The sequence below is a fragment of the Sulfuriferula sp. genome (assembly GCF_054605375.1).
In genome coordinates, this window is the sequence record NZ_JBTSEG010000039.1 from 1 (window position 1) to 21571 (window position 21571).

Below are 21571 nucleotides of genomic sequence, written 5' to 3' on the forward strand. Positions count from 1 at the left end.
GTTCGTATGTCACTTTACAGTCGCCTCTGATCCGTAGATAGGCAAACTTACATAGTGCAGCCATGACGCAAACCATCAATCGTCATTGTCGTCGTTCCAGTCGCGGTGCTGGCGTACTTGCCGGTAACCGCCGCGATAGTCGCCGCCGTAACCGCCCCGATTTTCAGCAACAGCCACATTCACGTCGATGAAGCGGCCCGGGTTGTAGGGCAGCGTGGTGCTCATGTTGCGGCCACGGTAGCGGTATACCACATTGTATCCAGCCACCACTTGACGATAGTTGTCGCGGGTCTGGCAACGCTCCACCTGGCGCGGCTGATAGGAACCATTATCACGGCGGCCATTGTTGCTGATATTGTCGCCGACCAGCGCACCGGCTACCGCGCCTACTGCAGTCGCCGCCGTACGCCCGTTGCCGCCACCCACATTATTGCCGAGCAGGCCACCTACCAGGCCGCCGATGAGGGCGCCGCCGTAGGAGCGTGGCGCATTCCTGTATCCGCCGTCCACCGTTTCGGTCCAGCATTCGCGGCGCGGCTGGTTCACCTGTTGATAGATAGGCGTGGAGGAAAGAACGCGTGCACGGTCGTTGAAATATTCCGGGCGGTCTGCCAGCGCAGCCGTGCTCAGCGTCATCAGGGCAATTGCGCCGGCAGTCAGTTGGGTTGTACGCATGATTCATCTCCTTGTCGTGATGTGGCGATTCGTTTTCGAATCCACGCTTGCATCATGACCGGCAGGCGTTTCTGCGCCATTTCCGAGTGCAGTCAAACTGTAACAGTGTGTTACCCGGCTGATTCGTCGTTTTTGCCTGCCAGCAGCCAGTACAGCACCGGCATCACCAGCAGCACCAGCGGCAACTGCACCGCCAGCCCGGCGATGATGGCCACCGCCAGCGGCTGCTGCATGGCGGAGCCCTGGCCGATGGCAAACGCCAACGGCAGCAGCGTGAGGATGGCGGCAAAGGTGGTCATGGCGATGGGGCGCATGCGGTTTTTTCCGGCCTCGATCAGCGCTTGCGGAAACGGCATTTCGCGGATCAGATCGCGGTACTCGGAAAAGTAGAATATCGCGACCTCGGTGACGATGCCGATAATCATGGTCATGCCCATCATCGCCGAGATATTGAGCTCGATGCCGGTCACCCACAGCCCGATAAACACCGCCGATACCGCCAGCAGCGGGATCGCCAGTATCGACAGCGCCATTTGGAAGCTTTCGTACAGAAACAGCAGCAGCAGGAACACCAGTCCGATCGCCGCGACGAATACCGCCATCAGGCCCTTGAAAGCGATTTGCTGCTGCTTGTAAACGCCGCCCAGCTCGAAGTACATGCCTTTGGGCAGCAGGTTCGGCTGCGCCATGATTTTCTGGATATCGGCGATGACCGGCCCCATGGAACGCCCGCTGATGCGCCCGGTCACGGCCACCATGCGCTTGAGGTTCTCGCGCCGGATTTGCGGCTGGCCGCTGACCGGCACAATCTGCGCCACGCGGCTGAGCGGGAACACGTGCCCGTCGGGCGCGCGGATCAACAGCTTGCCGACGTCCGGGGTGATGGCGCGCTGATCCTGCGGTATCCACACGCGCACGCCAACCAGTTTCGGACCTTTCTGCATTTGCGTGGTGACCACGCCGGACAGATAGCCGCTCAGGGTCTGCGTGATGCTGTCCGGGTTCATCCCCTCCAGCGCCGCCTTGACCCGGTCCACGCGGATTTCCAGCGCGTCGCCGGCCGGGTTGATGCCGTCGCGCGTATCCACCACGCCGGCTACCTTGTTGATCGCTGCCTGCACTTTTTTCGCGCTCGCCGAGAGCTCGTCCGGGTTATCGGAAAACAGCTTGATTTCGATCGGCTGCGGCACCGAGGTAAGATCGCCGATGACGTCTTCCATCAGCTGCGCCAGTTCGATTTTGAGACCGGGTACCTGCTGTTCGACCTGGCTGCGGATGTCGTCCATCACCGTCTCGATCGGCGGGCGTTTGCCGGCTTTCAGGCGGATAAAAAAGTCGCCTTCGTTGGCTTCGGTCAGGCCTCCGCCCAATTGCGTGCCGGTGCGGCGCGAATAGGTGTCCACATTCGGATTGGCCTTGATGATCGCTTCCACCTGCTGCAACAGGCGGTCGGTCTCGGTGAGCGAGGTGCCGGGTGCGGCGCGGTAGTCGAGAATGAAGCCGCCTTCGTCCATGGACGGCATGAAACCGGAACCGACCTGGGTATATGCCAGTACACCCACGCCGAGCAAGGGCACGACCAGCAGCAGTATCAACACCGGCCGCGCCAGCACGCGTTGCATCAGCGCGGCATAGCGGCGGTGCATCCATTCGGTCAGGCGCCCGCCTTCCTTCTGGTTGGCGTCTTTTTCAGTGAGGAAATGATCCGCCAGCAGCGGCACTGCCAGCCACGTCACCAGAAAGGAAATGATCAGCCCCGACGCCATGGTCAGCGACAGCGCCTTGAAAAACGCGCCGGTCACGCCGGTCAGAAACGCCAGCGGCAAAAAGATGATGATGGTGGAAGCAGACGAACCCGCCAGCGGGCGCATGAATTCCATCGCTGCCGCCATCACCCGGCCGTGATGCTCGCCGGTCGCACCGCGCAGCCGCCGCACAATGTGCTCGATCATCACGATCGCATCGTCGATAATCAGCCCCACCGCCGCCGCCATGCCGCCCAGGGTCATGATGTTGAAGCTCATGCCCAGGACGTACAGCAACACCACCGTCGCCGCCAGCACGGTGGGCACGACCACGGCGGCGATCAGGGTGATTTTGATGTTGCGCAGAAAGGCGAACAGCACCAGCACCGCCAGCCCGGTGCCGATCATGATCGCATCGCGCACGCTGGCGGCCGAGTCCAGCACCAGCACGCTCTGGTCGTACCAGTTGGCGAGTTTCACCCCCGCCGGCAGTTGCGAGTGATAGGCTGCGAGTTTGGCCTGCACGTCGCGCGCAATCTGCACGCTGTTGCTGCCGGGCTGCTGGTAGATGTTGAACAGCACCGCCGGACGGCCATCCGCATTCACCTTGATCCATTGCGGCACGACACCATCGCTCACCTGCGCCACATCTTCCAGACGCACTATCCCGCTGGTCCCGCTCTTGATGACCGTACTGCCGATCTGTTTTACATTTTTCAGGCGTGCATCGGCAATCGCCAGATACAGCTTGTAATGATCCTCCAGCCGCCCTACGGCGGTGACCACATTGGCCGCGCTCAAGGCCTGCGCCACGTCCGTCAGCGTCAATCCATACGCCAGCAGGCGTGCCGGATCCACGGTGACTTCGTACTCCTCCTGCGCGCCGCCGATCACCTCGATGCGCGCCACACCGTTGACGCTGGAGAGCAGCGGACGCAACTGATAACGCGCCAGATCGTAGAGCGCCGTTTGCGATTGCGTTTTCGAGGTCAGGCTGTACGCCAGAATCGGGAATACCGTCGGGTCCATACGCTTGGTCGACATCTGGGTTCCCGTCGGCAGGTTCGGCAGGATCTGGGTAATCGCTTCATTTACCTGCGAGGTTGCCAAGCCCATGTCGATGCCCCAGTCGAAGCTGATCGACACCTCCGCCGTACCCCGGCTGGTGGTGGAGCGCACATCGCGCACGCCGGGCACGCGCCGCACCGCCTCCTCCACTGGCTGGGTTACCGACAGCATCATCAGGTCCGCCGGGCGGTCGCCCGCATCCAGCGATACCAGCACGCGCGGAAAATCCACGTTGGGGAACAGGGTTACCGGCAACCTGAATGCAGCCAGCGCGCCCGCCAGCGCCAGCAAAACCAGCAGAAACAGTATTGAGCGCCGATGCCCCTGCATCCACTGGGTGAAGTTCATTGGCCGCTCCCGCGAACCGCCATCCCATCCTGTAATTCATAATTGCCCAGGCTGACCACCGGCTGGCGCGTATTAAAACTGCCGCTCACTGCCACCACCCCGCCCTGCTCCAATCCTGTGTGCACGTTTACCCGGTGTGCTTTACCCGCTTGTACCTGAAACAGATAAGCACCCTGCACATCGCGCAGCACGGCGGAGCGCGGCACCACCCAGGCTGGCTGCTGGCCGAGCTGAATGTTGGCGCGCACGCGCGTGCCGGCAATCAAGCCGCCATTCGGCACTTCCACCAGCACGTCGACAAACTGGGTTTGCGGATTGACCATGCCAAACACCTGGGTCACTCGTCCCATGACCCGGCGCGTGTCATTGAATACCGACGCCACGCTCACGGTCTGACCCGGATGTACGCGCGTCACGTCTTCCGGCTCTACACCCAACACCACGCGCTGGCCGCCGTCACGCGCCATCTGCAGCACTGGCGCACCTGCGGCCAGTCGGTCGCCCTGCGCGGCCGAAATGCTCGCCACCACGCCGTCAAACGGCGCCGCAACGCGTTCCAGACTGCGCCCGTTGCCCATTTTTTGCTGGGCCTGCAAGGCTGCCTGGGCATCCGCCAGGGATTTTTTCGCCGCCCCCAATTGTGATTGGGTGGCGAATTGCTGGCTCACCAGTTGCTCGATACGCGCCACTTCGCCTGCGGCAAAACGCACGGCCACAACGGCCTGCTGATAGCTCAGCGCGGCATCCGTGCCGGTGCCAAACTCCAGCAGTGGGGTGCCTTTTTTCACCACTTGTCCGGCATTCACCAGCAGGCTGACGACTTGCCCGGCTCGCGGCAAATTGATGTTCTGCAGGCTGCGCGTATCCGGCGACACCACGCCGTAGCCGGATATCGTGTCGGTCATCATCTGCTGTTTCAGCGCCACGGTTTGCACTGCAACGCTGGGGGGATCGGCTGCCCACACCGGGCTGACGGCAAGCAGCCAGCCCAGCAAAATCAATTCACGGCGCATGATTCGTTCTCCTGTTATTTGGCTTGCGCGGGAAGGTCGGGACCCAGCAGGGTTTCCAGCGCGATCTGTTGTTCCATCAAGGCTTCCTGCAAATTGATGGCTTCGGTTTGTTTATCCAGCAATGCGGTTTGCAAGCGCACATAATCGGCAGCGGCCAGATTGCCCGCTTGAAACGCTGCCTGAGCGCGCCGGGCAACGACTTGCAGTTGTTGCTCGCCTGCGCGTGTGCGTTGTAACTGGCTTTGCAGCAAGGGCTGATTTTCCAGCGCGATGGCGACTTCGCTGTAGGCGCTGTTGAGCCGATCCTGGTATGCATCGAACAATTGTGTACGCGTGGCATTTTCAATCGCGATATTGCCGCGATTGCGGTTGAAAACCGGCAGGCTCAGGGTCATGCCAAAACCCATGGTATACAGGCCGCTGGTGTCGCGCGCCCGCGTCAGCCCGACGTTGAGCGCCGGGAATTGCGCCAATACCGCGCCGCGAAATTTTTCTTCCCGGGAATGATAACCCGCTTGCATCGCCCGCATATCCGGGCGCTGATTGAGTCGTGCGAGCAAATCCTTGTGTACCGCTGCGGCGTCCATCAGCGTAGCGTGCGGCTCGCCTACCAACGACAGATGCGTGGTGGACAACAGTCCCAACAGGCTATTCAAACTGGCCTGATTTTTCAGGCGGCCGCGTTCCAGATCGTTGATTTGACGCTCGACATTTTGCAACGCGATCAGGTCTGCGCTGGCCATATCGAGGGTGACATTGCCCGCCGCCAGCGCCTGCTGACTTTTTTGATAACGGTCGTCCAGTAGCTTGCGCGCCGTTTGCAACTGCGCCATCAGCGCTTCCTGCGCAGTGAGCTGGGTGAACAGCAGACGCGCCTGGCTCACCACCTGCCATTCCTGCCACAGCAGATCCAGGTCCACCCGCTGTGTTTCCGCCTGTGCAGCGCCTTTGCGCGAGGAGCGCAGCAACAACGCGTTGACGTCGTAGTTCAGATTGAAGTTGAAGGCATTGGTATTGCCTGCGGTGCCATTGGTGGGGTGATCGGCGGTGACGCCCAGTTGCGGATCGGGCAGCAATCCGGCGGCAAAGGACTGCGCGCGGGCAATGCCGAGCGCATCTCTTGCCTGCCGAAGTTGCGGGTTGTTGGCGACAGCCAGCATCGCCACTTCGTCCATGTCCAGCCCGTCGGCGGGGTTGAAAATGTGGCTGGACAGATTGCGGAATGGCAAGCGCGCCGGGTCGAGCGTGATCGATGCCGCCGACTGCGGCAAATTCACCCGATCGGGCAGCGGCTTGGGTGCATAAGTGGCGCAGCCCGAAAATGCGCCCAGCAGCAAAATCAGCACAGAAGTTTTAAGCTGCATGGGTTTCCTTTTGATGTTTCAAGAACGTTTCCGGCCAAACGCCATGGCAAACATGCCTTCAATCATTTCCGCCAATTTATAACAGGCATTTTGCCCTTTTATGGTGTTGACCAACATTAGCACGCCGGTCGCCACGCCAAATGCTCCAACCATATCGAGCGGAAAATGAACCCCAAGATAAATCCGTGCCCATGCCACGAGCGGACTGATGGCTAGTAACACACCAGCAAGACGACGCGCCCAGATCGAGTCGCTTGCCCATAATGCCAACCCCACTGTGAGCAACAACGTCACGTGATCGCTGGGAAATGAGCTATCTGCAACATGCGGCAGATAGGTATGACCGATACCTGCCATGAATGGCCGCGGATGGAACCACAGCATTGCAATCAGTTGATTCACGCCCAGCGCGATCAGCCCGGCAACGAGCGCTTTGACTGCGGCGCGCTGATCCTCAAGCTTGCCGGACAGCCACAATACGGTCAAACCAGCCGGTACCAGCCAGATCAACCACTCGGCAATGGCGGTGACCGTCCACAACAAGATGCCGTGCAAGCCTGCGGGCGCATTGAGCAATAAAAACAACTGCGTATTGAAATGTTCCAGCATGGTCAATGCAGGGCGGCTTGTCGCCGCCCTGGCCGATGATGATAGGACTTGGGTAAACGCTTATTTCGTAGTGGATGCGGGAAGCAACTGCCGCTTCCGCTGCAAACTGATGTAACTCACCAGGCTCATGATCACCACCATGAAAATCGCGCTGGTGCCGACAGTGCCCAGACCGATGCCGCCATTGATCACCGGTTGGGACAGCAAATCGCCCATGGATGCACCCAGCGGACGCGTGAGGATGTAGGCCAGCCAGAATGCCAGTACCGCGTTCAACTTGAAGACATAATGCGCGAAGGTAATCGCCGCAATGGCCCCGCCAAAAATGAATGCGGAAGGTGCGTAGCCCAGATGCATGCCCTCGGCAAACAGGTCGCCTGCGGCGGTGCCCAGGGCAAAGGTAAACAGGATGGCGGCCCAATAGAACAGCTCCCTTTTAGCAGTGAAGATCGAGTGTATGGACAGGGTTTTTTCGCTGGCGTACCAGAGCGAAAATGTCACTATTAATGCGGCGCCGAAAATAATACTGGTGGTCACCAGGCTCACGCCCGCTTCATCGACCAGCCTGTCGGTAATCAGCGTGCCGACGATACTGACCAGAACCACCACCAGCCAATAACTTGAGGGGATATAACGTTTCAGCTTGAACTGGATCAACAGAGCGACAACCAACAGGCCGCCCATAATGTAGGAGGTAATACCCAAACCAAGATTCAGTGTTGCCGACAGAAAATCAGCCGCCGTTTCACCCACCGTGGTGGCCATGATCTTGATCAGCCAGAAAAACAACGTCACTTCCGGCACTCTGTTCAACAGCTTATTCATGATTTTTCCCCTTCATGCGCTCCACCCACGCGGTTTACGTGAGCATGATGGAGAGATTACGCTGGGGATTATTAACGCAGACTTAAAGCGCACACCTTGGGTAAAAAAACCTGGATGAGTGGGTCATCCGGGCGACGTGCGCAGGCTTGATCGTCACTGCCTTGTCGCGGTTTTCGTCGCGTTATCTGCGCCTGCCGCCTCGCTGCCGCCCGGCAAAGTCCCGGGCAAACTGCCACGCCACCCTGCCCGAGCGGGCGCCACGCTCCAGCGACCATTGCAGCGCAGCGCGGCGCATCGCATCGGAATCCTTAACCGTTACGCCGAGGGCATCGAGCCAGGTTTGCACGATGGCCAGATAGACATCCTGGTCGAACGGGTAAAACGACAGCCATAGACCAAAGCGTTCCGACAGCGAAATTTTTTCTTCCACCGCCTCGAAAGGATGTACCTCATTGCCAACGTGGCGGGTGAGTTCGTTTTCTGCCATGTATTCGGGCATCAGGTGGCGGCGGTTGGAGGTGGCGTAGATCAGCACATTGTCCGGCGGCGCTGAGATGGCACCGTCGAGCACGGCCTTGAGCGCCTTGTAGCCGGGCTCGCCGGATTCGAACGAGAGGTCGTCGCAAAACACGATAAAGCGCTCGCGCCGCCCGACCAGCTGTTCGGCGATATCCGCCAGGTCCACCAGGTGGGCCTTGTCCACTTCGATCAGGCGCAGGCCCTTGGATGCAAACTGGTTCAGCAGCGCTTTCACCAGCGAGGATTTACCGGTTCCGCGCGCGCCGGTCAGCAACACATTGTTGGCCGGGCGGCCGGCCAGGAACTGGCGCGTGTTCTGCTCGATGCGCTGTTTTTGTTCGTCAATGCCGGTGAGGTGTGCCAGCTCGATTTTGTGCGGATGCGGCACGGCTTCGATCCAGCCGCTATCGCCGCGTTTGCGCCATCTGAAAGCAACCGCTGCGTCCCAGCCGGTGGCCGGCGGCACCGCCGGCAGCCAGGCTTCCAGCCGCGCCAGCACACGCTCGGCGCGATCCAGTAACTGCGCCAGGTCAGCTGCGGTATTCGGCATTGATTTTCACGTAGTCGTAGGAGAAATCGCAGGTCCACAGGGTGGCGGCGGCATCGCCCCGGTTGAGCGCCACGCGCACGGTGATTTCCGGCTGCTTCATCACGCGCTGGCCGTCTGCTTCCTGGTAGCTTGCTGCGCGGCCGCCGTTTTCCGCCACCAGTACGTCGTCGAGGTAGAGCTGCAGCGTATTCACATCGAGGTCATCCACGCCCGCATAGCCGATGGCGGCAAGGATGCGTCCGAGGTTGGGGTCGGAAGCGAAAAACGCGGTTTTCACCAGCGGCGAATGGGCGATGGCGTAGCCGATCTGGCGGCATTCCTCTTGGCTGCGGCCGCCTTCAACGCGGATAGTCATGAATTTGGTCGCGCCTTCACCGTCCCGCACGATAGCCTGGGCGAGCCATGTGGATACCTCCGTCACCGCAGCAGCCAGCGCAGCGTAATCGGCGCTGGCAGTGTCGATGATTTCGGCGTTGCCCGCCTGGCCGGTGGCGATCAGCATGAACGAGTCGTTGGTGGAGGTGTCGCCGTCCACGGTGATGCAATTGAAGGAATGGTCGGCAGCGTGCTTGACCATTGTCTGCAGCGCGTCCTGGCCCACGGCGGCGTCGGTCGCCACGTAGCCGAGCAGGGTCGCCATGTTGGGATGGATCATGCCGGAGCCCTTGGCGATGCCGGTGATGGTCACCGTCTTCCCGCCAACCTGCACTTGCCTGGACAGTGCCTTGGCGACGATATCGGTGGTCATGATGGCGTGGGCGGCGGCGAACCAGTTATCGGCGCGGCAATCGGCCAGGGCGGCGGGCAGTGCCGCGATGATCTTGTCGGCGGGCAGCGGCTCCATGATCACGCCGGTGGAGAATGGCAGCACTTCGCGCTCGGCACAGCCGGTCAGACCGGCCAGCGCTTCGCACACTGCCTTGGCCGCCTGCATGCCGGCCTCGCCGGTTCCTGCATTGGCGTTGCCGGTATTGATGACCAATACGCGCGGCGCCGCTTTTTGCAGGTGACGTTTGGCGACCGTCACCGGTGCAGCGCAGAAGCAGTTTTGCGTGAACACGCCGGCCACGCGGCTGCCGGGAGCAAGCTGCATGACGGTCACATCGCGCCTGCCGGGGTTTTTGATGCCGGCGCTGGCGATGCCGATATTGACGCCTGCAACAGGTAAAAGTTGTTCAGACTGGGGGGGAAGCAGGTTGACGGGCATGGCGGCTATACGCAAGTTGCAAAGCAGCCATTTTACCCCGGAAGGGGGTCAGTGTGCGTCAGTCACGTTTTGCCGGTTGTGCTTGACGAGCCGCAGTGTGGCGCCGGTTCCACGGCCAGATTCTCTCTTTTTCCACCGAGTGCGCGAAGGTTGCCAAACCGGCCAATACAGCAATGATGAATCCAGCCTGTTCGAACAGCAGCCGTGCAGTCATCACGCCGAACGGGATATCCAGAAAATTGGGTACATAGAGAAATACTGCCAGGCTGCTGAAGGTAATGCTCATAACAAGGTACATGGTGTGCCACCTCAATAATCCGATCGCAATAACGCAGCCGTCATCACGAACATACCATGAGCAAACTCCATGCCATTCACGCCTCGATTAGCAGAATCAATTTGTTACGGAAATTCGTCACCCATATTTCATCAGCCCTGTAAAAACGTTCGACAGTTTTTGACATCGGACAAATCAGTGATCTGGTCTATATTCAGAAATCATCATTGATGATTTCAGGAGCACGCCATGTCCCTATCCATGTTACCGGACGCAATTCAGCACGAGCGCGAAAGCATGTTGGAATCCGGAATTGAAACATTGAAAACCATGGGCAACGAAGCGTTTTCGGTGCAGGATCTGGCCGGGTTTCGCGAGCCGGATGAGTTCACCATTCCTGTACTCAACACCCACGTGCGGCCCGATATCCAGGCCAGGCAACTGGATACCGGCAATGAAACCCTGGCGCTGGTGGAGGTCAGCAGCGATCTGGGCGAGGAATCCTGCGGGCGGCGCTGGCAGGCGCTAGAGGCTTGGGTGCGACTGCACGACGCGCAAATGATGGTCTTCGTCCACCCCGAGGATCAGGCGCGCGCGTTGGGAATCGCGCGCGCCTGGCATGTGCCGGCCGATTACATCGTGGCCTTGCCGCGCCTGCATTGAACCCTGCGTTTAGCCCTCCGGATTCGACAAATCTTCGGGCTGGTTCAGGTTGACGAATGCTGCTGCATCGGCAAATTCAATCGTGGCGGTCATATGGCGCGACTGCCAGGCATGCACCGCACGGCCGCCTTCAGCAAGATACTGGTTGAGGTCATCCTTCAGATGCCGCGCGCACATCATGATGACCGGATGGGTTCGCCCGCCGGCACTGGCTATGGCAATCTCAGCCTGACCTGCCAGCAACGGTGCAACAAGCCGTTGCACCAGATCCGCAGGTAGTTGCGGGGTATCGCAAGGCACGGTGAGCACCCAGTCATGGCGCACCGAATTCAAGCCGGCCAGCACACCCGCCAGCGGACCCTCAAAGCCATCAAAGGCGTCTTTCACCACGCCGTAGCCCAACGCCCGATAGTCTTCCAGATTGCGGTTGGCGCTGATCAGGATTTCGTCCACCTGGGGCTGGATGCGCGCCAGCACATGCGCCACCAGCGGCCGGTCGTGAAATTTAACCAGACCCTTGTCTTGACCGCCCATGCGCTGCCCGGCCCCGCCGGCGAGAATAATCGCGCTGATCGGCGACGCCGTCATTCAGTGCTTTGCCCGCATGCGCCGATATAGCGCAAAGCGCTCGGAGCGATTACCGGGGCGGTTGCCCTCCCACACTTTGCGCCAGCCTGCATTCAATTCGGGCGGGAAATTTTCGTCATATTGCACCAGCAATGCCGGACAATGACTATGGGCAGCTGTGCTCACCGGCAGCGTACGCAAGTCGATCCAGTAGTCGAGCATGGCGCGCATTGCCTCGTTCAAATTCCGGCTGGCGACACAACCATGACTGGGCAATGCCGGCTCCATGCTGCTGATCATGCTGCGATAACTCATCCGTGCATTGACCGGATACATGAACAGGCTCGCCGCCAGCCCCCACGCCAGGGTAATTCCTGCTGCCCAGGCAATGAGCGGGCGCTGCGGGGTACGCTTGAGCAACAGCAGCAGCGTTATCCAGGCAAAACAGTAAGCCAGTGCCAACGCCACCATAAGCGGCCGGAATTCGCCCGTATAACCCGGCTGGATTTTATGCACATGGGTGGCCAGCTGTGCAGGGATGCCCACATCAAAAGCGCCCCAGTACACCCAGGCTGCGGCAATCACCACCAGGAAAGTCATCATTGCAAACCAGTACAGTGCGTTTGCTGCACCCCTGCGCAAAGTGTAGGTACTGCCCGCGGCCAGCCATGCCAAGGGCAGCAACAGAGGCAGTCCGTGGACTTCGCGCGGATCGTTGGTCAGCGAGAGAACGGCCAGCAAGCACAAGAATATTAACAGCGGCAGGGCGATGCCCGGTTCGGTCAACCCGCGCCGGCGTGCCTTCCATAGTGCCCACAGCGCCAATGGCCAGGCTGGCCACGCGAACCAGGGCAGAAATGTCAGGTAATACAGCGTACCCATACCGCCATGTTGCGAGAGAGACGCTAGTCGTCCCAGAGTGTCGACATGCCACCATTCGTGAAACACGGCCGGTGCCTGCTGATACAGCATCCACGGCCAGATCAGCAACCAGGGCAACGCGCTCACCACCAGCACAAGCGCGGCCGCCAGGTTAATGCGCTTGCGCCAGGCTGGCGCCATCACCGGCAGCAACAGGGCTGTCAACAGCAATGCCAGCGCCTCCAGCGCGCCGACACTCATGAATGCCATGCCGATGCCGGTACCCGCCACAACAGCGCCCATGAGCGGACGTCTAAGGTTCAGGGCAAAGCCGAAACCGGCCAGCGCATAGGCTGCCAGCAATGCACTTTGCGGAATCGCTTCGTGTGCCCGCACCAGCAGCCCTACACTGCCGACCAGGATCAGTATCGCCAGACGCCCGTGTTCACTGCCATACAGCAAACGGCTGGTCAGGCCGGTGAAAATCAGCGCCAGCAACACAAACATCCCGGCGGTAAGACGGGTTGCATCATGTACCGGCAACCAGTCGGACAAGCCTTGCGCCGCACTGGCCGCAACCCAGGTAAATAACGGTGGATGGACAGGCAGCGGCATGCCAGCCAGGGCGGGAATGACGGCCGGTTCGCCAGACAGCTCGCTATGAACGAAGCCGATGCTGCGCGACTCGTCTCCCTTCCACGGATCATGCCCCACCAACCCCGGTAGCAGCCAGGCCAGTACCAGCAACAGGGTGAGCAAGGAAGGGATGGCGTTATGCCAGCGTGCGTTCTGCAAAATGGTGTGCGCCGTGAGTTCGGCTTGGGCAGATGAAAAATTTCATGCGCAGATTCTACCGCAAAAACAAACAAGGCAGCCGAGGCTGCCTTGTCTTGATTCCGTTAAGCGATTAAGCCTGACGCGTTTATTTAATACCGTATTTCTGGCGGAATTTCTCGACGCGACCGGCAGTGTCAACAATCTTCTGCTTGCCGGTATAGAACGGATGGCATTCCGAGCATACTTCAACATGCAGGTCTTTTGCCATGGTAGAGCGCGTGGTGAACTTGTTACCGCAACTGCATACGATAGTAACTTCGGGGTAATTCGGGTGAATTTCGGCTTTCATGATCTGTCCTCAGTTGCCGCGGCGTGTACGCGGAAAGGCGGTATTATCCAGTAAAATCCTTGCTGTCGCAAGGGTTTAGCGCAGAATCAGCGCCCGCTGCGCATTGAATCAAAGAAATCGGCATTGTTTTTGGTGGCTTTGACTTTGTCGAGCAGGAATTCCATCGCTTCGAGGTCGTCCATCGGATAGAGCAATTTCCGCAACACCCAGATTTTTTGCAGCACATCGGCCTTGATCAGCAATTCCTCACGACGCGTGCCGGAACGGTTGACGTTGATCGCCGGGTACAGGCGTTTTTCAGCCATGCGCCGGTCGAGGTGGATTTCCATGTTGCCGGTACCCTTGAATTCCTCGTAGATCACATCGTCCATACGGCTGCCGGTATCGATCAGCGCAGTGGCGATAATAGTCAGCGAACCGCCTTCTTCGATATTACGGGCCGCACCGAAAAAACGCTTGGGGCGTTGCAGCGCATTGGCATCGACACCGCCGGTAAGCACCTTGCCGGATGACGGGATGACGGTATTGTAGGCACGTGCCAGACGGGTGATGGAATCCAGCAGGATGACGACGTCCTTTTTGTGCTCGACAAGCCGCTTGGCTTTTTCGATCACCATTTCCGCCACCTGTACGTGGCGGGTGGCAGGCTCGTCGAAGGTCGAGGCAACCACTTCGCCGCGCACCGAGCGCGTCATTTCGGTGACTTCCTCTGGACGCTCGTCAATCAGCAGCACGATCATGACCACATCCGGATGATTGGCAGCGATGGAATGCGCAATATGCTGCAGCATCACTGTCTTGCCGGATTTCGGGCTGGCCACCAGCAAACCACGCTGTCCCAAGCCTATTGGGGCAATCATGTCGATAATGCGGCCGGTGATATTTTCCTCGGCCTTGATTTCGCGTTCCAGTAACAACGGCCGGGTCGGAAATAGCGGGGTCAGGTTTTCAAACAGGATTTTGTTTTTGGAGTTTTCCGGCGGTTCGCCGTTGACCTTGTCTACCTTGACCAGTGCAAAGTAGCGTTCGCCGTCCTTGGGGATGCGGATCTCGCCTTCAATACTATCGCCGGTATGCAGATTGAAGCGGCGGATTTGCGAAGGCGAAATGTAGATGTCATCTGGGCTGGCAAGGTAGGAGGTGTCCGGCGATCGCAGGAAACCGAAGCCGTCCGGTAGCACTTCCAGCGTACCTTCGCCGAAAATGCTCACTCCTTTTTTGGCCTGGTTTTTGAGCAGGGCAAAGATGAGCTCTTGTTTGCGTAAGCGATTGGCGCCTTCGATCGAATTCTCGACGGCCATTTCCACCAGTTGGGTGACGTGTAGCTGTTTCAGGTCGGATAGATGCATTTATTTTAGTGAGGTCGTGTCATGTGCCTTGCATGGAAGGCGGGGAACAGCGGTAGAAGAGGAAAGTGCGCCTGATGTCCGGGTGATGTTTTAATAAATGGACAGGCTCAGACGCACCATAACGGAACTAGATATTGCTGTCAACAAAAGCAGTTAATTGTGATTTTGACAACGCGCCGACTTTGGTCGCCTCGATATTGCCATTCTTGAAAATCATCAGCGTTGGAATGCCGCGGATACCAAATTTTGGCGGCGTGGCCTGGTTCTCGTCAATATTGAGTTTGGCAATTTTGAGACGGCCTGAATATTCCTTGGCCACCTCATCCAGTATCGGCGCAATCATTTTGCATGGGCCGCACCAGTCTGCCCAGTAATCCACCAATACCGGCAGGGTGGACTGCAACACCTCTTGCTCAAAGGAGTCGTCAGTAACGTAGTGAATGTGCTCGCTCATGGAATCCTCGCTTCTTGATGTAGGGGGTAAATTGCAGGTCAACGCAATTCTAAGGGTTTATTTGCACATGCTAGCGAAAAAAACGCAGGATGTGAAGCCAACGTCGATTCACGCTTGCTGGTAAAATGCCCGCACCCTGTATTTGATATTGCTAGGAACGTTGCCATGACTTACGTCGTCACCGAAAATTGCATCAAGTGTAAATATACTGATTGCGTAGATGTTTGTCCCGTGGATTGCTTTCGTGAAGGTCCGAATTTTCTGGTCATCGACCCTGACGAATGCATCGATTGTACCCTGTGTGTGGCTGAGTGTCCGGCCGAAGCCATTTTCGCCGAGGATGACGTGCCCGCAGACCAGCAGCATTGCACCGCCCTCAATGCCGAACTGGCCGTCGGCTGGAAGCCCATCATCGAACGCAAGGAGCCGCCTGCGGATGCCGATGAATGGAATGGCAAACCCGACAAACTGCCGCTGCTGGAACGTTAAACACCCCCGCGTGTGTCCGACCTGATTCAACACGCCGCCCAGCGCATCCTGGCGCAGCTGGCGGATAACCTGCCCGATCTGTCGCACGCCTGCGTCCTCGTCCCCAACTTCCATGCCGCGCGGCGGCTCGAACAGGCGCTCGCTATGCATGGCAGACTGCCTTTTCTGATTCCGCCACGCATCACCACTTTCCCGGCTTGGGCCGCGACAGTACCGATCAGCGCCCCCCTCCTGCCGGACAGCCATCGCGCTGCTTTGCTGTATCAGGCCCTCAAGGCCAGCGGGCGCTTCGATAGCGCCGATCTGTGGGGCGTGTGCGACGAGCTGCTGCGCCTGTTCGACGAACTCACCCTGCATGCAGTGCATCTGCCCGATAGCCTGACTGCATTTACCGAACAGTTGCGCGCCGCTTACCAGGCCAGGCGCGGACGCGGGCTGGATTTCGAAGCGCGCCTGATCCACGAATTATGGTATGCACTGGCCGACGATGCCCGCGGTGCGCAGGATGCCGCTGCACGTTACGCCTTGCAACTGGCGGCACTGGCCGAAACCGCTGCCAGGCCATTGTTCGTCGTAGGGCTGCCGGGTTATTCGCCGCTGGAACAAGCTTGCCTCGACCGCTATGCCCAGCGTCAGGCGCTGGTTTATTTAACGCCCGACACCCACAGCGCGGTTCTTGATGTGCTCGAAGCCGCGTGGCCAGCCGATCCGCATGCCCTTCCTATCAAACAACGCGCGCAAGCACTACGCAACACCCAGCCCATCAGCCCGCTGAGCGGACGGCTTGCCTGCTTCGGCGCAGTCAGTCTGGAACAGGAAGCGCAGGCCTGCGCCACCCAGGTACGGCTGTGGCTGGCTGAAGGCAAACAGCGCATCACGGTCATCGTGCAGGATCGACTCAGCGCACGTCGTGCCCGCGCCTTGCTGGAACGCGCGCAAATTCTGGTCGCCGACGAAACCGGCTGGACCCTCGCCACCACCGCTGCCAGCACGATACTGATGCGTTGGCTGGAAGCACTCACCGGCGGCTTTCGCTTCGAAGATGTGCTCGACCTGTTGAAATCGCCTTACCTGTTGGCCGACCAGGATGCAAGCTCGCGCCGCCAGGCAGCATGGCAGCTGGAATCCGCGCTGCGCCGCCACGGTCCGGCAACCGGTTTGAACGGTCTCAAAACACGGGTGCGCAGCCTGGCTGAACACAGCGCTGCGCTCAACGCATTGGAACACCTGCAACAAGCTGCCACGGTATTGCCGCAACGCACCGAACTCACCCTGGCCGACTGGCTGGCGCGGCTGGCCAACAGCCTGAACGCACTGGGTGCGTATGATCGCCTGTTGCGCGATGCTGCAGGCCAGCAAGTGCTGGCGCTACTGGCCCGGCGCGAACAGGAACTGCTTCCCGATAACGGCCGCTTTCAGCTCGCCGAGTTCCGGCGCTGGCTGGCCGGCGAACTGGAACGAGCGGTATTTGTCGACACCAGCATCGACAGCCCGGTGGTCTTCACGCATCTGGCCGCCACGCGTCTGCGCGATTTTGACGCCGCGCTCATTCTCGGTGCCGACGCCGCGCACCTGCCCGGCAATACCAGCGCATCGGTATTTTTTAACCAGCGCGTACGCTGGGAGCTGGGCCTGCCCACGCAGGACGACAGCGTGCAGCAAAGCCAGTACGACCTGATCCAGCTTATCGCCAATGTGGCGCAGATACGTGTGCTGTGGCGCGCCCGACAGGATGGCGAGCACAACCCGATCAGCCCGTGGTTCGAGCGTTTGCAAACCCTGCACCAACTCGCCTGGCATGACGATCTGGCCGACACTTGCCTGGCCGAACTACTGCCGCATGCCCAAGTCATCGCGCCCGCCCCTGCGCCGCTTCCCGTGCCGACGGGCGTACCGCGTCCTGCCCTCGACACGACGCAAGTGCCCAGTCGCATCAGCGTCAGCGCCTACAACAGCCTGCTGGATTGCCCGTATCAGTATTTCGCGCGCCAGGTATTGCGCCTGAATGCACTCGATGAAATCAGCAGTGAACTGGCCAAAGCCGATTACGGCCAGCTGGTTCACGCCATTCTGCATCGCTTCCACCAGATGCACCCAGTCGCTACCGGCACCGCAGCCGAAGTGCTCACATCTGATTTGCGGGAGCTCACCGAGGAAGCTTTCGCCCCGGTGCTGGCGGACGACTACTTCGCCCATGCCTGGCAGCACCGATGGACGGCGCAGATTCCGCATTACGTGGCATGGCAACTGGCGCGCGAACAGGAAGGCTGGCGCTGGCAGGCCGGGGAGATTGACGCGACGCGCACATTCGACCTTGATAACGGCGAACATATCACCCTGTACGGACGGCTCGACCGGGTGGACAGCCTGCAGATGAGCCGCGCCGTGCTCGACTACAAGACCGGCAATACCGCAGGGCTCAAGGACAAAGCCAAAAACCCCGGCGAAGATGCGCAACTGTCCGCCTATGCGCTGCTACTGGGCGACGATGTCGGTCAGGCTGCATTCATCGCGCTCGACGGTAAACAAAAAATCGAAACAGTGCCGCTGGATGCCGAACCGGATGCCGCTGCCGATGCCACTGGCGTTCGTCTGATAGCGATGTTCGGGCAATTGCACTCGCGCGCCCCGCTGCCCGCTCAAGGTGCCGACAAAGTATGTGCGTGGTGCGAAATGCGCGGTCTGTGCCGCAAGGATTATTGGCCGGAGACGCAATCATGACACCCGGCGAATTCAACCACACCGCGCTTAATCCCGGTCAGGCCGTGGTGGTCGAGGCCTGTGCCGGCAGCGGCAAGACCTGGCTGCTGGTATCACGCATGCTGCGACTGTTGCTGGATGGCGTACCCGCGTCGGAAATTCTGGCCATCACCTTTACCCGCAAGGCGGCACGCGAGATGCGCGCGCGTCTGGACGACTGGCTGCGCTTCATGGCGATTGCCGAAGACGATGCGGTGCGCGCCTTTCTGGTCGAACGCGCAGTGCCGCCGGATGAGGCTGAAGCCTTGCTACCTCGCGCCCGCGGTTTGTTTGAAGCTGTCCTCAGTGCACAACCGGGTATCACCATCAGCACCTTCCACGCCTGGTTCCTGACTGTGATCGAGCGCGCACCGCTGGAAGCCGGACTAGCCGGTTTCACGCTGGCCGAACAAACCCACGCGCTGGAAGCCGAAGCCTGGGATGCGCTGGCCGATGATCTGGCGCGCGCGCCGACCGGGCCGCTGGCTGTCGCCATGCAGAACTTGCTGGCCGATATCGGCTTGCACAACACTCGCGCACTCTTGTCGGCGTTCCTGGCCCGGCGCGGCGAGTGGTGGGCATTTACCGAAAGTCAGCCCGATCGTGTCACCTACGCCATCGCGCAACTGGAGATGATCATGCCGGTGGCTCCCGATGCCGATGTGGCAAGCGAGTTGTTGGACGATGCAAGCTGGATAACATTGCTGTGGGAATACCTGAAGCTACTCGGACTGCACACTGCCACCAGCATCAAAATGGCGCAAACCTGCGAGCTTGTCTTATCGGCCAACGCCGATGCGAATGCGTGTTTCGATAAATTATGTAGTACTTTGCTGACCCAGCAAGGCGAGATCAGGAAGACTGTCTCCCATAGCGCCGCGCAAGCCAAAAAAATGGGCGAACCGGTATTGTTGCGGCTGGTGGAACTGCACCAAATCATCGGCACCCGTCTGCTCGCCGTTCAAGCCGCACGCCAGGCACAGCAGGTGTTCCGGTTCAACTGCCAGGCATTGCAAGTAAGTGATGCATTGCTGGAGCATTATCAGGCCTTGAAGCAAACCCGCCGGGTACTGGATTTTGCCGATGTGGAATGGCAAGTCGCCCAGTTGCTGAGTGATTCGGATCAGGCTGAATACTTGCAATACAAACTCGACGCGCGTTACCGGCATATCCTGCTGGATGAGTTTCAGGACACCAACCCCTTGCAATGGCGCGTGCTGCAAAGCTGGTTTGCTGCCGCAGAACAGGCCGACCGCATGCCCACGGTATTTCTGGTGGGCGACCCCAAGCAGTCGATTTACCGGTTTCGCGGAGCCGAAGCGCAGCTGTTTGATCTGGCCGGCAAGTACCTGACCGGTCGCGGTGCGGCCTACCTCACTCAACACACCACGCGCCGCAGTGCCCCGCCGGTAGTGCAGACGGTGAACCAGACCTTTGCCGCCGTCGCGAACGAATACAGCCTGTTTCAACCCCATGCGGCGCACGATACGCAACGCAGTGGCCGGGTCGAAGTCTTGCCATTGGCGCAGCCGCCCGAGCAAGTCAGCGTCGATCACGGCTACCGCAATCCGCTGACGACATCGTTCACCGATGCCGACACGCAGATGCGTGAACTGGAAGCACAGCAACTCGCGCAGCGCCTGAACCAGATCGTCGGCCATTGGCAGATCGACGACGAAAAAACCGGCGCGCGCCCGGCCGAATACCGCGATGTGATGATCCTGGTACGCAGCCGCACCCACTTGCCGGTATACGAGCGCGCCCTCAAGGCGGCGCGCATTCCATTCTCCACCACACGCCGCGGCGGTCTGCTGGATGCGCTGGAAGTGGGCGACCTGCTCAGCCTGCTGGCGTTTCTGGTAACTCCCAACGCCGATCTGCATCTGGCGCGCGTGCTGCGTTCGCCCTTGTTTGATTGCTCCGATGCCGATTTGCTGAAACTGGCCGGCACTGACGGCGATACCTGGTGGCAGCGTCTGCACGTGCTCGCCAACACTGGCAATCCGAGTCCGGCATTGCAGCGCGCCGCCGCGCTATTGGCCGACTGGCACACCCAGGCCGGGCGCCTGCCGGTGCATGACTTGCTCGACAACATCTACTTTACCGGCGAAGTGCAGGCGCGCTATGCCGCCGCTGCACCTGCCGCGCTGATCCCCGGCATCCACGCCAATCTGGATGCGTTCATCGAGCTGGCGCTGTCCATTGATGGCGGGCGTTACCCGAGCCTGCCGCGCTTTTTGCATGAGCTTGATCTGCTGCTGCAACCCGGCAACGACGCCAGCCCGGACGAAGGCAAAACCGCGCAACTGGACAACGCCGTCACCCTGCACACCATCCACGGCGCCAAGGGGCTGGAGTCGCCCATCGTCTGGCTGCTCGATGCCGGGGCGCGCAAAGCCAGGGGCGACACCTACACCGTGCTGACCGACTGGCCGCCCGGCGCAGCGCGGCCTGCGCATTTTTCGGTGTACGGGGACAAAACTCTGCGCGCGGCATTCCAGAGCGATTTTTTCGATGCAGAAGCGCGCCACGCCCAGCGCGAAAATTTCAATCTGCTGTATGTCGCGATGACGCGTGCCCGTCAGGCACTCATCGTCAGCGGCGCAACCAGCAAGTCGCAAAACGAGAACTGGCACGGCCAGATACTGAACGCCCTGCGTACCGATGCCGATAAGGACAGCGCCATCTTCGGTGCCGATCTCGACGCGCTACTACCTGCGTCAACGCCCGTCGTGCCACCGCCGGCTCTATCGATTACCCTGCCCGCGGGCATCAATCAACCGCGCCCTACCGGGCGCCGTATCGCCATGGTCGGCAGCGATGAAATCAGCTACGGCATCGTGCTGCACGCGATACTGGAGCGCATCGCCCCGCCCGCCATTGCACCGGTTCCCGCCGCACTGAAAACCGAACTCGGCAACCCGGCAGAATTCGACAGCGCCTGGCAACACGCCCAACGCCTGCTCGACACGCCATTGCTGGCGCGCTTTTTCGACCCGGCCCAATACCGCTTTGCCCACAATGAACTGGCCTACCTCAATGCCAACGGTGAGCTACGCCGTATTGACCGCCTGGTCGGTCTGGCAGATGCCATCTGGGTACTGGATTACAAATCCGGCCACG

General features: G+C 60.0%; 18 protein-coding genes. 4 read left to right on the forward strand and 14 right to left on the reverse strand.

Annotation, left to right across the window (positions count from 1 at the left end; all coding sequences use genetic code 11):
- Positions 1-75: 75 nt before the first annotated feature.
- From ACYCZJ_RS15025 to ACYCZJ_RS15065, 9 genes are all read right to left on the reverse strand, one after another.
- On the reverse strand, positions 76-675 hold the full coding sequence (locus ACYCZJ_RS15025; RefSeq protein WP_461555041.1) for a glycine zipper 2TM domain-containing protein: 600 nt from the start codon (positions 673-675) through the stop codon (positions 76-78).
- Between the two features lie 110 nt (positions 676-785).
- Entirely contained in the window at positions 786-3836 is a 3051-nt protein-coding gene (locus ACYCZJ_RS15030; RefSeq protein ID WP_461555042.1) for an efflux RND transporter permease subunit, read from the reverse strand.
- A complete protein-coding gene (locus tag ACYCZJ_RS15035) occupies positions 3833-4849 on the reverse strand; it encodes an efflux RND transporter periplasmic adaptor subunit (RefSeq protein WP_461555043.1) in 1017 nt (338 codons plus the stop codon). The genes ACYCZJ_RS15030 and ACYCZJ_RS15035 overlap by 4 nt, the downstream gene beginning before the upstream one ends.
- Positions 4850-4863: 14 nt before the next feature.
- Entirely contained in the window at positions 4864-6213 is a 1350-nt protein-coding gene (locus ACYCZJ_RS15040) for a TolC family protein (RefSeq protein WP_461555044.1), read from the reverse strand.
- 18 nt (positions 6214-6231) lie between these two features.
- The gene (locus ACYCZJ_RS15045) at positions 6232-6822 is read right to left on the reverse strand and encodes an undecaprenyl-diphosphatase (RefSeq protein WP_461555045.1); all 591 of its coding nucleotides are present in this window, start codon (positions 6820-6822) and stop codon (positions 6232-6234) included.
- Between the two features lie 60 nt (positions 6823-6882).
- Positions 6883-7647: a COG4705 family protein gene (locus ACYCZJ_RS15050; protein ID WP_461555046.1), complete on the reverse strand. Its 765-nt coding sequence runs from the start codon at positions 7645-7647 to the stop codon at positions 6883-6885.
- A 181-nt stretch (positions 7648-7828) separates the two neighbouring features.
- Positions 7829-8716: an ATP-binding protein gene (locus tag ACYCZJ_RS15055; RefSeq protein WP_461555047.1), complete on the reverse strand. Its 888-nt coding sequence runs from the start codon at positions 8714-8716 to the stop codon at positions 7829-7831.
- Positions 8697-9923: a bifunctional glutamate N-acetyltransferase/amino-acid acetyltransferase ArgJ gene (gene argJ / locus ACYCZJ_RS15060; RefSeq protein ID WP_461555057.1), complete on the reverse strand. Its 1227-nt coding sequence runs from the start codon at positions 9921-9923 to the stop codon at positions 8697-8699. The genes ACYCZJ_RS15055 and argJ overlap by 20 nt, the downstream gene beginning before the upstream one ends.
- A gap of 58 nt (positions 9924-9981) precedes the next feature.
- On the reverse strand, positions 9982-10209 hold the full coding sequence (locus ACYCZJ_RS15065) for a hypothetical protein (protein ID WP_461555048.1): 228 nt from the start codon (positions 10207-10209) through the stop codon (positions 9982-9984).
- A gap of 240 nt (positions 10210-10449) precedes the next feature.
- Here ACYCZJ_RS15065 and ACYCZJ_RS15070 point away from each other — a divergent pair, with 240 nt between their 5' ends.
- A complete protein-coding gene (locus ACYCZJ_RS15070) occupies positions 10450-10863 on the forward strand; it encodes a hypothetical protein (RefSeq protein WP_461555049.1) in 414 nt (137 codons plus the stop codon).
- Between the two features lie 9 nt (positions 10864-10872).
- Here ACYCZJ_RS15070 and mobA read toward each other — a convergent pair whose 3' ends face one another.
- The 5 genes from mobA to trxA all read right to left on the reverse strand — a co-directional run bounded on the left by mobA (position 10873) and on the right by trxA (position 15220).
- The gene (mobA, locus tag ACYCZJ_RS15075; protein WP_461555050.1) at positions 10873-11451 is read right to left on the reverse strand and encodes a molybdenum cofactor guanylyltransferase MobA; all 579 of its coding nucleotides are present in this window, start codon (positions 11449-11451) and stop codon (positions 10873-10875) included.
- Positions 11452-13086 (reverse strand): ArnT family glycosyltransferase, encoded by a 1635-nt coding sequence (locus ACYCZJ_RS15080; protein WP_461555051.1) that lies wholly within the window; start codon positions 13084-13086, stop codon positions 11452-11454.
- Between the two features lie 127 nt (positions 13087-13213).
- Positions 13214-13417, reverse strand: a complete 204-nt coding sequence (gene rpmE / locus ACYCZJ_RS15085) for a 50S ribosomal protein L31 (protein WP_461555052.1) — start codon at positions 13415-13417, stop codon at positions 13214-13216.
- An 86-nt stretch (positions 13418-13503) separates the two neighbouring features.
- Positions 13504-14766, reverse strand: a complete 1263-nt coding sequence (gene rho / locus ACYCZJ_RS15090; RefSeq protein WP_461555053.1) for a transcription termination factor Rho — start codon at positions 14764-14766, stop codon at positions 13504-13506.
- Positions 14767-14893: 127 nt separating this feature from the next.
- The gene (gene trxA, locus ACYCZJ_RS15095) at positions 14894-15220 is read right to left on the reverse strand and encodes a thioredoxin TrxA (protein ID WP_124705474.1); all 327 of its coding nucleotides are present in this window, start codon (positions 15218-15220) and stop codon (positions 14894-14896) included.
- A 165-nt stretch (positions 15221-15385) separates the two neighbouring features.
- On the opposite strand from trxA, the gene fdxA reads away from it, so the two are divergent.
- The 3 genes from fdxA to ACYCZJ_RS15110 all read left to right on the forward strand — a co-directional run.
- A complete protein-coding gene (fdxA, locus tag ACYCZJ_RS15100) occupies positions 15386-15709 on the forward strand; it encodes a ferredoxin FdxA (RefSeq protein ID WP_461555054.1) in 324 nt (107 codons plus the stop codon).
- 12 nt (positions 15710-15721) lie between these two features.
- Positions 15722-18430: a PD-(D/E)XK nuclease family protein gene (locus ACYCZJ_RS15105; RefSeq protein WP_461555055.1), complete on the forward strand. Its 2709-nt coding sequence runs from the start codon at positions 15722-15724 to the stop codon at positions 18428-18430.
- Positions 18427-21571, forward strand: a 3145-nt coding sequence (locus ACYCZJ_RS15110; RefSeq protein ID WP_461555056.1) for a UvrD-helicase domain-containing protein, incomplete at its 3' end; no start/stop codon positions are given. The genes ACYCZJ_RS15105 and ACYCZJ_RS15110, both read left to right, overlap by 4 nt.

Coding starts and splice junctions, on each gene's coding strand:
- ACYCZJ_RS15025 (WP_461555041.1), bottom strand. CDS start 675: ATGCGTACAACCCAACTGACTGCCGGCGCAATTGCCCTGATGACGCTG.
- ACYCZJ_RS15030 (WP_461555042.1), bottom strand. CDS start 3,836: ATGAACTTCACCCAGTGGATGCAGGGGCATCGGCGCTCAATACTGTTT.
- ACYCZJ_RS15035 (WP_461555043.1), bottom strand. CDS start 4,849: ATGCGCCGTGAATTGATTTTGCTGGGCTGGCTGCTTGCCGTCAGCCCG.
- ACYCZJ_RS15040 (WP_461555044.1), bottom strand. CDS start 6,213: ATGCAGCTTAAAACTTCTGTGCTGATTTTGCTGCTGGGCGCATTTTCG.
- ACYCZJ_RS15045 (WP_461555045.1), bottom strand. CDS start 6,822: ATGCTGGAACATTTCAATACGCAGTTGTTTTTATTGCTCAATGCGCCC.
- ACYCZJ_RS15050 (WP_461555046.1), bottom strand. CDS start 7,647: ATGAATAAGCTGTTGAACAGAGTGCCGGAAGTGACGTTGTTTTTCTGG.
- ACYCZJ_RS15055 (WP_461555047.1), bottom strand. CDS start 8,716: ATGCCGAATACCGCAGCTGACCTGGCGCAGTTACTGGATCGCGCCGAG.
- argJ (WP_461555057.1), bottom strand. CDS start 9,923: ATGCCCGTCAACCTGCTTCCCCCCCAGTCTGAACAACTTTTACCTGTT.
- ACYCZJ_RS15065 (WP_461555048.1), bottom strand. CDS start 10,209: ATGAGCATTACCTTCAGCAGCCTGGCAGTATTTCTCTATGTACCCAAT.
- ACYCZJ_RS15070 (WP_461555049.1), top strand. CDS start 10,450: ATGTCCCTATCCATGTTACCGGACGCAATTCAGCACGAGCGCGAAAGC.
- mobA (WP_461555050.1), bottom strand. CDS start 11,451: ATGACGGCGTCGCCGATCAGCGCGATTATTCTCGCCGGCGGGGCCGGG.
- rpmE (WP_461555052.1), bottom strand. CDS start 13,417: ATGAAAGCCGAAATTCACCCGAATTACCCCGAAGTTACTATCGTATGC.
- rho (WP_461555053.1), bottom strand. CDS start 14,766: ATGCATCTATCCGACCTGAAACAGCTACACGTCACCCAACTGGTGGAA.
- trxA (WP_124705474.1), bottom strand. CDS start 15,220: ATGAGCGAGCACATTCACTACGTTACTGACGACTCCTTTGAGCAAGAG.
- fdxA (WP_461555054.1), top strand. CDS start 15,386: ATGACTTACGTCGTCACCGAAAATTGCATCAAGTGTAAATATACTGAT.